Source organism: Methylophaga sp. (genome assembly GCF_030651745.1).
On sequence record NZ_JAUSCC010000145.1, the window covers coordinates 1 to 10,570 of the forward strand.

At 44.3% G+C, this 10,570-nt stretch carries 11 protein-coding genes and 1 rRNA gene; 10 read left to right on the forward strand and 2 right to left on the reverse strand.

What is annotated here, in order from left to right:
* Nucleotides 1-72 precede the first annotated feature (72 nt).
* From Q7V21_RS16785 to cysK, 9 genes are all read left to right on the forward strand, one after another.
* Entirely contained in the window at nucleotides 73-1,422 is a 1,350-nt protein-coding gene (locus Q7V21_RS16785; protein ID WP_304918381.1) for a Na(+)-translocating NADH-quinone reductase subunit A, read from the forward strand.
* Between the two features lie 2 nt (nucleotides 1,423-1,424).
* The gene (locus tag Q7V21_RS16790) at nucleotides 1,425-2,633 is read left to right on the forward strand and encodes an NADH:ubiquinone reductase (Na(+)-transporting) subunit B (RefSeq protein ID WP_304918382.1); all 1,209 of its coding nucleotides are present in this window, start codon (nucleotides 1,425-1,427) and stop codon (nucleotides 2,631-2,633) included.
* A 2-nt stretch (nucleotides 2,634-2,635) separates the two neighbouring features.
* Entirely contained in the window at nucleotides 2,636-3,463 is an 828-nt protein-coding gene (locus tag Q7V21_RS16795; RefSeq protein ID WP_304918383.1) for a Na(+)-translocating NADH-quinone reductase subunit C, read from the forward strand.
* Nucleotides 3,463-4,125 carry an NADH:ubiquinone reductase (Na(+)-transporting) subunit D gene (locus Q7V21_RS16800; RefSeq protein ID WP_069296325.1) on the forward strand — a complete coding sequence of 221 codons (663 nt, stop codon included), beginning with the start codon at nucleotides 3,463-3,465 and terminating at the stop codon, nucleotides 4,123-4,125. Before Q7V21_RS16795 ends, Q7V21_RS16800 begins: the two co-directional genes overlap by 1 nt.
* Complete coding sequence (nqrE, locus tag Q7V21_RS16805) at nucleotides 4,126-4,734, forward strand: NADH:ubiquinone reductase (Na(+)-transporting) subunit E (RefSeq protein WP_069296326.1); 609 nt, start codon at nucleotides 4,126-4,128, stop codon at nucleotides 4,732-4,734.
* A complete protein-coding gene (gene nqrF / locus Q7V21_RS16810) occupies nucleotides 4,734-5,951 on the forward strand; it encodes an NADH:ubiquinone reductase (Na(+)-transporting) subunit F (protein ID WP_304918384.1) in 1,218 nt (405 codons plus the stop codon). Before nqrE ends, nqrF begins: the two co-directional genes overlap by 1 nt.
* 1 nt (nucleotide 5,952) lies before the next feature.
* A complete protein-coding gene (nqrM, locus tag Q7V21_RS16815; RefSeq protein WP_304918385.1) occupies nucleotides 5,953-6,156 on the forward strand; it encodes a (Na+)-NQR maturation NqrM in 204 nt (67 codons plus the stop codon).
* A gap of 20 nt (nucleotides 6,157-6,176) precedes the next feature.
* Nucleotides 6,177-6,641: a CBS domain-containing protein gene (locus tag Q7V21_RS16820; protein WP_304918386.1), complete on the forward strand. Its 465-nt coding sequence runs from the start codon at nucleotides 6,177-6,179 to the stop codon at nucleotides 6,639-6,641.
* Between the two features lie 143 nt (nucleotides 6,642-6,784).
* Nucleotides 6,785-7,741, forward strand: coding sequence for a cysteine synthase A (gene cysK, locus Q7V21_RS16825; RefSeq protein ID WP_304918387.1), 957 nt, complete (start codon nucleotides 6,785-6,787; stop codon nucleotides 7,739-7,741).
* Between the two features lie 13 nt (nucleotides 7,742-7,754).
* Here the strand turns inward: cysK and Q7V21_RS16830 are convergent, their stop codons facing one another.
* Nucleotides 7,755-8,480, reverse strand: coding sequence for an alpha/beta hydrolase (locus Q7V21_RS16830; protein ID WP_304918388.1), 726 nt, complete (start codon nucleotides 8,478-8,480; stop codon nucleotides 7,755-7,757).
* 200 nt (nucleotides 8,481-8,680) lie between these two features.
* Between Q7V21_RS16830 and Q7V21_RS16835 the strand changes: the two genes are divergently transcribed.
* Nucleotides 8,681-10,147 carry a GGDEF domain-containing protein gene (locus Q7V21_RS16835; RefSeq protein ID WP_304918389.1) on the forward strand — a complete coding sequence of 489 codons (1,467 nt, stop codon included), beginning with the start codon at nucleotides 8,681-8,683 and terminating at the stop codon, nucleotides 10,145-10,147.
* 320 nt (nucleotides 10,148-10,467) lie between these two features.
* Here Q7V21_RS16835 and rrf read toward each other — a convergent pair.
* A 5S ribosomal RNA gene (rrf, locus tag Q7V21_RS16840) occupies nucleotides 10,468-10,570 on the reverse strand; the annotation flags it as partial.

Below are 10,570 nucleotides of genomic sequence, written 5' to 3' on the forward strand. Positions count from 1 at the left end.
AGCCGCTATACTCCTGCGTTGAAAATTTCGAAAGCCAACAGTGCTTAAGCACTGCTTCTGACTAGGTGGGATATGCATTTCTCAATTAAGAAAGGGCTGACATTGCCCCTTGCTGGTGCCCCGGAGCAAAAAATTAGCCAAACTAATCCGGTGGCAACTGTTGCTGTGTTGGGTCACGAATTCGTCGGTATGAAGCCAACCATGCTGGTAGAAGAAGGACAGCGGGTTAAATTAGGTGAAGCATTATTCACCGATAAAAAAATACCCGGTGTTACCTATACAGCCCCCGGTTCAGGTGTAATAACATCCATCAATCGTGGTGCCAAGCGCGCTTTGCAGTCAGTTGTTATTCAGCTCGAAGGTGATGAACAAGTCACATTTAAGCATTATTCTCCGAATGAACTGCCAAACCTGAACCGTGAGCAAGTACAGCAGAATCTGGTCGAATCTGGTTTATGGACAGCGCTGCGTACTCGTCCGTACAGTAAGACTCCGGAACTGGGCAGCGAACCCAAGGCAATTTTTATTACTGCCATTGACACTAACCCGCTGGCTGCCGATCCAAATCTGATCATCAATGAATGTGCTGAAGATTTCCGTAATGGACTGACCGTGCTCAGCCATTTAACCAGTGGCAAGCTCTATCTTTGCCAAGCTCCACAAGCAGCATTACCCACCCCTGATATCCAGAATCTTGAAACACCCACCTTCTCAGGTCCACACCCGGCTGGATTGGTTGGCACGCATATTCATTTTATTGAACCGGTCAGTACCAAGAAAACTGTTTGGCATATCGGTTATCAAGATGTTATTGCCGTTGGCAAGCTGTTCACCACCGGCCACATCTGGGTTGAGCGCATTGTCTCTTTGGCGGGCCCAATGGTGAATACACCACGATTAATTCGTACCCGCCTCGGTGCTAATACAGAAGATTTAGTCCGCGGTGAATTACAAAATATACGTTCACGCGTTATTTCCGGTTCAGTATTCAATGGCCATACCGCCAATAATTGGGCAGCCTATCTTGGCCGTTTCCACAACCAGATTTCAGTGCTTGAAGAAGGTACTCACCGTGAAATATTAGGCTGGATTCGTCCCGGCGGTGCCAACAAATATTCTGCTTTGAATGTGTTCTTTAGCAAGCTGCTCGGTAAAAAAGACTTGCCATTGACGACTTCTCAGAATGGCAGTCCACGCGCCATGGTGCCGGTTGGTGTATTTGAAACCGTTATGCCTCTGGACATTTTGCCAACGCAACTGCTGAGAGCTTTATTGGTCAGAGATACAGATTCTGCTCAAGCTTTGGGGTGTCTTGAGTTAGATGAAGAAGACTTGGCCCTATGTTCATATGTTTGCTCCGGCAAATATGATTATGGCCCTGCGCTGAGAGCCAATCTTACACAAATAGAAAAAGAAGGATAACCATGGCGCGTTTAAGAAGATTCCTCGACAGGATAGAGCCGTCATTCCAAAAAGGCGGACCTTACGAGAAGTACTTTGCCGTTTATGAGATGATCGATACGTTCATCTATAGTCCTGGCGATGTGACTCGTGGCTCCCCGCATGTACGTGATGGTATCGACCTTAAACGAGTAATGAGTTATGTCGTTCTGGCGACTTTTCCAGTATTAATGCTCATGCTGTGGAATACCGGTTTTCAAGCCAACAGTGCAATGGCCCAGTTGGGTATGTCAACGCTTGAAGGCTGGCGTGGCTGGATTTTGACCAGTTTTGGTATCGGTTATGATCCCAACAGCATGTTCTCCAACATGTTCCACGGTCTGTTGTACTTTTTGCCGATATATCTGACGACACTGATTGCAGGTGGCACCTTTGAGGTCATTTTCGCTGCGGTGAGAAACCATGAAGTCAATGAAGGCTTTTTGGTGACCTCAATGCTCTACAGCTTGACGCTGCCACCATCAACGCCATTGTGGCAGGTCGCTCTTGGTATCATCTTTGGTGTGGTCATCGGCAAAGAAGTCTTTGGTGGTACCGGTAAAAACTTCCTCAACCCAGCGTTAACTGGTCGGGCATTTTTGTATTTTGCCTACCCGGCACAAATGTCCGGTGATGCGATCTGGACTGCGATCGATGGTTATACCGGTGCAACACCTCTGGCACTAGCGGCATTAGGTGGTCTGGAAGCGATAACCGAAGCAGGTTATACCTGGTCACAGACTTTTATCGGTCATATGCCAGGCTCTCTGGGCGAAACTTCAACATTGGCTATATTACTTGGCGCAGCATTCCTGCTTTATACCCGAATTGCTTCTTTCCGTATTATTTTCGGGGTATTTATCGGCATGGTCGCCACCACCTGGCTATTCAATCTGATTGGTAGTGAGACTAATCCGATGTTTGGTTTACCGTGGTATTGGCATCTTTCTCTTGGTGGTTTTGCCTTTGGTATGGTCTTTATGGCAACTGATCCGGTGTCTGCAGCGATGACCAATAAAGGCCGCTGGATCTACGGCATATTAATCGGTTTTATGACTGTATTGATTCGGGTAATTAACCCAGCCTTCCCGGAAGGCATCATGTTAGCCATATTGTTTGCCAATATATTTGCACCTCTTATCGACTATTTTGTCGTTCAGTCCAACATTAAACGAAGACTACAGCGAAGCTAACTATGGCAGAAATCACTCAGAAAAAAGGCTTTTTGGGACAGCTGATGCAGCGGCCCAATGATGACCCGACAAAAACCATATTCATTGCAATTATGCTTTGCTTAGTCTGCTCAGTAATGGTGTCAACCGCGGCTGTAGCACTCAAATCCAAGCAGATTGTGAATAAACAGAATGATATCCGCCAAAACATTCTGGCTGTGACCGGACAATATGAACCAGGAATGGATATGGAAGCCGCCTTCGAGAAATTTGAAGTCAAATTGGTGGATCTTGCTGCAGGCGAATTTGCAGAAAATGATATCGATCCCGCCACGTTTGATCAGCGTAAAGCGGCAGGCTCACCGGACTTGGGGGTTCGTTTGAGTAACCAGGAAGATATTGCTGGAATTGGTAGCCGAGCTAAATATGCAACTGTTTATATTCTGCGTCAGGGCGATGAAATTGAGCAGCTGGTTATTCCGGTACATGGTTACGGTTTGTGGTCGACCATGTATGGTTTTCTGTCTTTAGAAAATGACTTTAATACCATTCGCGGTTTACGTTTTTACGAACATGCAGAAACGCCCGGCTTAGGTGGTGAAATAGAAAACTCCCGCTGGTTAGCTAGATGGGAAGGTAAAAAAATATTTGATGAAAATGGCAATGTGGAATTTAGAGTTGCTCGAGGTTATGTCGACAACAATACACCACAAGCTGAATATAGAGTCGATGGGCTATCTGGTGCCACTCTGACCAGTCAAGGTGTATCCAACATGATGGTCTTCTGGTTAGGTGAAAACGGATTTGGTCCTTTTTTGCAAAACATGCGTTCAGAAGTGGGGAATAACTGATGGCTAGCCAAGCAAAAACCAATGTTATCGACCCGTTAATCGATAACAACCCAATCACATTACAAGTTCTAGGTATCTGCTCGGCGTTGGCGGTGACCACCAACATGACTGCTGCTTTGATCATGTGTATCGCGCTGACCACTGTAGCTGCATTTTCCGGTGCCATCATCAGTATGATTCGGCACCATATTCCGTCGAGTATCCGCATCATTGTGCAAATGACGGTCATCGCATCGCTGGTAATCATTGTTGATCAGATTCTTAAAGCCTATGCCTATGAAGCCAGTAAACAGCTGTCCGTGTTTGTCGGCTTGATTATTACCAACTGTATTGTATTGGGCCGTGCAGAAGCTTATGCCATGAAAAATTCGCCCGGCATGAGTTTTCTTGATGGTTTAGGTAACGGTTTGGGTTACAGCGTAGTGTTGTTGGTAGTGGCTTTCTTCCGTGAATTGCTGGGGGCGGGTAAGTTGTTTGGTCAAACCATTATTCCTGTCGCTAACGAAGGTGGTTGGTATATGCCCAATGGGTTGATGCTACTGCCACCAAGTGCGTTTTTTATTATCGGATTAATGATTTGGGCTATTCGTACCTGGAAACCTCGTCAAGTTGAGGCGCCGGATTATCAGATTCATCAAGTACATCGCACAGAGGTTCTATAAATGGAGCATTATCTCAGTCTATTTATCCGCTCGATTTTCGTAGAGAATCTGGCTCTGGCCTTCTTTTTGGGTATGTGTACTTTCCTGGCGGTGTCGAAAAAAATCGAAACTGCATTGGGTTTGGGTATAGCCGTTATTCTCGTTCAAGCTATTACTGTTCCAACCAATAATCTCATTTATCAGTATCTGCTTAAAGAAGGTGCATTGTCGTGGGCCGGTTTACCAGATGTTGATTTAAGCTTCCTGGGGCTTATCAGCTACATCGGCGTTATTGCCGCCATGGTGCAAATTATTGAAATGGCCATGGATAAATATGTGCCAGCACTCTATAACGCATTAGGTATTTTCCTGCCATTAATCACGGTGAATTGCGCCATTTTAGGGGGCACATTATTCATGGTTGAACGTGATTACAATCTTGCTGAAAGTGCGGTTTACGGCGTCGGCAGCGGCTTTGGCTGGGCACTGGCTATTACTGCAATCGCAGGCATCAGAGAGAAACTTAAATATTCCGACGTTCCTGACGGCCTGCAAGGCCTTGGCATCACCTTCATCACTGCTGGCTTGATGGCGTTAGGATTCATGGCATTCTCGGGGATTCAACTCTAATGGAAATCATTTTAGGCATCGTCTTATTCACGCTGATCATTATGGCGTTGGTATTCGTTATTATCAGCGCCCGCTCCAAACTGGTAGCGACCGGTGATATCGAAATTATCGTCAACGATGAAAAAACGATTAAAACCAAGGCCGGTGGCAAACTTTTAGGGGCTTTAGCCGATGCTAACCTGTATGTATCGTCAGCTTGTGGTGGTGGTGGAACCTGCGCGCAATGCAAAGTGAAGATCTTCGAAGGTGGCGGTTCGATTCTGCCAACTGAAGAGTCACATATCACCAAACGTGAAGCAGCAGAAGGTGATCGTTTATCTTGCCAGGTTGCCGTTAAACAAAATATGCGGATCCAGGTGCCTGAAGAAGTATTTGGTGTCAAAAAATGGGAATGTACTGTTCGCTCCAATGATAACGTTGCTACGTTTATTAAAGAGCTAATTCTTGAATTACCGGAAGGTGAAAGTGTTAATTTCCGTGCCGGTGGTTTTATTCAGATTGAATGCCCGCCACACACTGTTGAATACAAAAACTTTGTCATCGCTGATGAATATCGCCCGGATTGGGATCGCTTTGATCTATGGCGTTACAAATCGGTGGTGAAAGAAAACGTGGTTCGTGCCTACTCAATGGCCAACTATCCAGAAGAAAAAGGCATCGTGATGCTTAACGTGCGGATCGCTTCTCCCCCGCCAAATGCTGATGATGTCCCACCGGGGATCATGTCTTCGTACATTTTTGATCTGAAACCTGGCGATAAAGTGACAATTTCCGGTCCCTTTGGTGAGTTTTTTGCCAAAGATACTGATAAGGAAATGGTATTTATCGGTGGTGGTGCCGGTATGGCGCCAATGCGTTCACATATTTTTGATCAACTGCGCCGTCTGAAATCCAAGCGTAAAATGACTTTCTGGTACGGTGCCCGTAGCTTACGTGAAATGTTTTATACCGAAGATTTTGATGAGCTTGCCGCTGAAAATGATAACTTCACCTGGCATGTCGCATTATCTGATGCTTTACCGGAAGATAACTGGACTGGCTATACCGGCTTTATTCATAACGTTATCTACGAACACTATCTGAAAGATCATCCGGCACCAGAAGATTGCGAATATTACATGTGTGGCCCACCGATGATGAACGCAGCCGTCATCAAAATGCTCGAAGATTTAGGTGTTGAACCTGAGAACATTATGCTTGATGATTTTGGGGGCTAATATGAATACTTTCATCGCCACATTTTTTATTATTTTACTTGCAGTATTTGCCATGGCCATAGGGGTAATATTTGGCCGTTCTGCTATAAAAGGAAGTTGTGGCGGTTTGAATCAGGTGGGACTATCCGGTAGTTGCGGTGGCGCCTGCTCAACTCAGGAAAAAGAAGAGTGTGAAGCCCGTAAAAGGGCACAACAACAAAACTAATCAGCTTCAGGGAGTAGCCCATGCTTGCATCACTCAAAGTAAAAGATCACATGAATGGCACCAAAATCACTTTCACTCCTGAAATGGATGTTTTACGGGCAATACATCAACTGATCGAATTTAAAATTTCCGGCGCTCCCGTGATCGATCAACGTGGCAATCTTATTGGCTTTCTCTCTGAAAAAGATTGTATGCAAGTTGCACTGAATGCAGCTTATCAAGGTGAGGCAGCAGGTCGTGTTGAAGAGTATATGCATGACAAAGTTGAAACGATTGATTATGAGGCTTCAATTATCGAAGTCGCCCAGAAGTTTCTGCAAACAGCTTATAAATGCTTACCCGTGATTAAAGAAAACCGTCTGGTCGGCTCAATTACCAGACAGAATATTTTGAAGGCCCTCGAGTTGACTTCAAATCCGGATGCCAAACAACCTGCCAAACAATCTACCAAACAAAATATCCATGTCAGTAATAGCGTTTCTTAATAATCCAACGTTTATCTAAAATTAAACAACAGCCGCCTTGCGGCTGTTTTTATATATGCCTTAATATTTTTTTGTAAGGATTTTTTTGCACGGGCTAATTAGTGTAAGCTTTTGACTATCGCTATTAAACCGGCTGAGTATTTATGATTTACAACAGTATCCTCGACACTATTGGTAACACTCCTATCGTCAGACTAAATAATATTGCACCAGAACACGTTGAGATGTATGTCAAGGTTGAAGCCTTTAATCCAATGGCTTCTGTTAAAGACCGCTTAGCGTTTGCCGTAATAGATGACGCCGAAAAGCGTGGAGTATTAAAACCCGGACAGACCGTTATTGAAGCCACTTCAGGGAACACCGGCATCGCGTTGGCTATGGTCTGTGCAGCAAAAGGTTATCCCTTTGTCGCGACCATGGTTGAAACATTTTCAGTAGAACGCCGCAAAATCATGCGGGCGATGGGAGCAAAAGTGATACTTACGCCAGCAGCCGAGAGAGGCACTGGCATGGTCAAAAAGGCCGAAGAACTTGCTGAAAAACATGGCTGGTTTCTCGCCCGTCAATTTGAAAATCCCGCTAATCCAGCTTTTCATCGCAATACAACAGGCCCTGAAATTCTCCGTGATTTTGCCGGCAGAAAACTCGATTATTGGGTCTCTGGCTGGGGCACAGGCGGCACATTGACTGGTGCCGGTGAAATGATAAAACTCGCAAGACCAGATACCAAAATAGTTGCCACAGAACCCGCTGCAGCTTCAATGCTGGCCGGAGATGACTGGCATCCTCACAAAATTCAGGGCTGGACGCCGGATTTTATTCCAGATGTATTAAATCGTGAAGTTTATGACGAGCTATATCCAGTGACAGATGAAGAATCCAAAAACTGGGCCTTACGCTTAGCCAGTGAGGAGGGAATCTTCTGTGGGCTTTCTTGTGGGGGAACTGTCGCAGCAGCGATGAAAGTCGCTGAAACCGCTGCTCCCGGCTCTGTAATTCTGGCAATGTTGCCTGACACAGGTGAACGCTATTTGTCGACCTATTTGTTTGAAGGCATGAACGAAGGATCGGATGATGAATGGCTGGCTAGTCTAGGCTAGCCAGCTATTTGAATTATTGTGGCAGTACTGCTGCGACGGCCATCGACCAACAGCAAGTATGATCAGCCCCGCCCACCAAATAACTTTTTACTTTTTCGCGACTTTTAAATTTTGATAAATAGGACATTAATACTGAGCCGGGCACCACGAAATCATGATCTCCAATTAGATGGACTTGTGGCACTGCTTCCAAAGCTGCACTAAAATCAACAGGGTTTAGTGAGCCATATAGCGGGTCAGATGAATTAAAATCGGTCCACCACCGATGATCAAGATTGCCTGCAACGGTCACTAATAGTGCAACATCGCCCCTTTTTGATGCGATGATGGAGGCAATAGCACCGCCCCCCGAATACCCTACTAAACGGATATTCTGAGCATTGTAGCGTTGTTTAATTTCGGAAATAGCCAAATCCATTGAATCCACCACCGCTTGAGAATAACGATGTGATGTCCACAATTCTCGGTTGCATGAATTAAAACGTGTCGCTTTCAAATACTGGCATGGTCGTCCGATATAGACGCTATTCCCGCCTGACTCCTGAGCTAATTTCAAAGCTACACCAGGCTCCCCATCCCCTTCAATAAAGATATTCAAGGTATCAGCTTGTAATAAATCAGGAGGTACAAATCCGATCATAACGTGCGAACCGCCAGACAGAATTATCCGATTCCAGGAAGTTGAATCATTTGCATGAACCGCGAAAGAGATAAAAAACAGCAGCATGAATTTTTTCATGGAACACCTCCTTATTGGGTGACATGAAAACTTCTGCATAGAAGATGCCAATTGCTTTATCTAACAATATTGACTGGCTGACTCTAAAAGTGGCGAAATTGATTACCAATAATATTGCTGGCATATTGCAATATACTGGCTATTTAAAATAGCTAAGTCATCGGATATAAATAATTCAACAATGGAGTTGAACAGAGATAATGGAAGAACTCAATGAAAAACCGGCAGCATTAACTTTAGATGAAATTAACTTTCAAACGCTCGCGGAAGATGCGCCTGTTACATTATGGCTTACAGATATCCATGGCAATGTAATTTTTACCAACAATCAGTATAAAAACTTTATCGGTCGGGAAAAGGTAGAAAAACTCGGCGGAAAAGCTTGGTTTAATGCCTTGCATCCCGATGATCGCGATTATTGCTTAACCGTGTTTAGAGATGCATTTGAAACTTACAAACCATTCACCATGGAATATCGTTTGCGTAGAAGAGATGGTGAATATCGACATTTTATCGATCACGGTGAACCATATATAGACAGTTTCGGACGCTTTTCTGGATTTGTTGGATCATCAACTGATATTACAGAGCAAAAATTATCTGAAGATGAACTAAAAAAATCTCATCAGGAGTTAACTCAATACAACTATGAGATGAATCTAATTAATCAACTCAATTCATACCTGCAGGTCTGTCGTTCGGTTGATGAAACCTACCCTATCGTTTCCTATTACGCAGAACAGATTTTTCCTGACTGTACAGGCGCGTTGTATTTATTTAATGATAAAAAAACGCTGGTAGAGTCCATGACAACCTGGGGGCTTGAAGAAGAAATTAATAGTGCTCCGGTTATTGCGCCTGATGACTGTTGGTCGCTTCGGCAAGGCAAAGTACACACTACATTAAACAACGACGGCAGACTCAAGTGCAAACATGTCAGAGAAGGTGTCAGCAACTATATCTGTGAACCTATTATTGCCCAAGGCGAAATGTTGGGAATGCTGCACATCGAATTTAATGCCGCAAAAAACAAGTTTGGTGAAGAAAAAAATTATTACATTGAATCACGCAAACGTTTAGTCAAAATTACCTCTGATAATCTTGCTTTATCACTGGTCAGTTTAAAACTTAAAGAAGCACTGCAGTCACAATCGGTACGTGATCCATTAACTTATCTTTTCAATCGCCGGTTTATGGAAGAAAGTCTTGAACGGGAGATCCATAGATGTGCCCGTGCCCAGCATGGTCTTGGATTGATTTTAAGTGATATAGACCATTTCAAGAGTTTCAACGATAACTATGGACATGATGCAGGAGATCTTGTTTTAGTCGAATATGCAACTATGCTGCAAAAACATTTTCGCAGCAGTGATGTTATATGTCGCTATGGTGGTGAAGAATTCATCATAATCATGCCAGATATTAATAAAGAACATCTCATAAGTCGCGCGCATATTCTATGTAAAGAGATCAGCACATTAGAACTGCTGTATCAAAATAAACCGCTCCCCAATATTACAGCATCCTTCGGTGTGGCTTATCTGCACAACACCCTTATTGAAAAATCTGAACTGATAAAAGCAGCTGATGTCGCATTATATGAAGCCAAAAATAGTGGTCGTAATCAGGTAATAGTATCGACAGTAGAGTTCGCTGAAAGCCCTTGAAGTTCTGGGCACACAACTTGTGTTGCTACTGATTGAAGCTGTTAATGACTAGGTCTGCTGTTTTCTTGCTTAGGTAAGGGCACTCCCAAACCTCAAGACAAAAAACCTCGGTTGGTTACTTTGAATATAGTGTTTGGATGGTTTACCTAGGTGACATACCTTATCAGCCATATCCCTGTGGTTGACCCTGCGGGCTCCCTGCGGTCGTGCAAAATCGTTCTCTACGATTTTGTCACTTCGTTCAAGTAGGTCACACTTTCTAAACGGTAAATAATAAAAAAGGCCACCCCTATCGGAGTGGCCTTTTCTATTATATTAAAGCCTGGCAGTGACCTACTTTCACATGGGAACTCCCACACTATCATCGGCGCTGAGCTGTTTCACTTCTGTGTTCGGGATGGGAACAGGTGGTGCCAACTCGCT

Bases quoted from the DNA above. Each gene is read 5' to 3' on its own strand.
- nqrF (WP_304918384.1), top strand. From the start codon at position 4,734: ATGGAAATCATTTTAGGCATCGTCTTATTCACGCTGATCATTATGGCG.
- Q7V21_RS16835 (WP_304918389.1), top strand. From the start codon at position 8,681: ATGGAAGAACTCAATGAAAAACCGGCAGCATTAACTTTAGATGAAATT.
- Q7V21_RS16800 (WP_069296325.1), top strand. From the start codon at position 3,463: ATGGCTAGCCAAGCAAAAACCAATGTTATCGACCCGTTAATCGATAAC.
- nqrE (WP_069296326.1), top strand. From the start codon at position 4,126: ATGGAGCATTATCTCAGTCTATTTATCCGCTCGATTTTCGTAGAGAAT.
- Q7V21_RS16790 (WP_304918382.1), top strand. From the start codon at position 1,425: ATGGCGCGTTTAAGAAGATTCCTCGACAGGATAGAGCCGTCATTCCAA.
- Q7V21_RS16795 (WP_304918383.1), top strand. From the start codon at position 2,636: ATGGCAGAAATCACTCAGAAAAAAGGCTTTTTGGGACAGCTGATGCAG.
- Q7V21_RS16785 (WP_304918381.1), top strand. From the start codon at position 73: ATGCATTTCTCAATTAAGAAAGGGCTGACATTGCCCCTTGCTGGTGCC.
- nqrM (WP_304918385.1), top strand. From the start codon at position 5,953: ATGAATACTTTCATCGCCACATTTTTTATTATTTTACTTGCAGTATTT.
- Q7V21_RS16830 (WP_304918388.1), bottom strand. From the start codon at position 8,480: ATGAAAAAATTCATGCTGCTGTTTTTTATCTCTTTCGCGGTTCATGCA.
- cysK (WP_304918387.1), top strand. From the start codon at position 6,785: ATGATTTACAACAGTATCCTCGACACTATTGGTAACACTCCTATCGTC.
- Q7V21_RS16820 (WP_304918386.1), top strand. From the start codon at position 6,177: ATGCTTGCATCACTCAAAGTAAAAGATCACATGAATGGCACCAAAATC.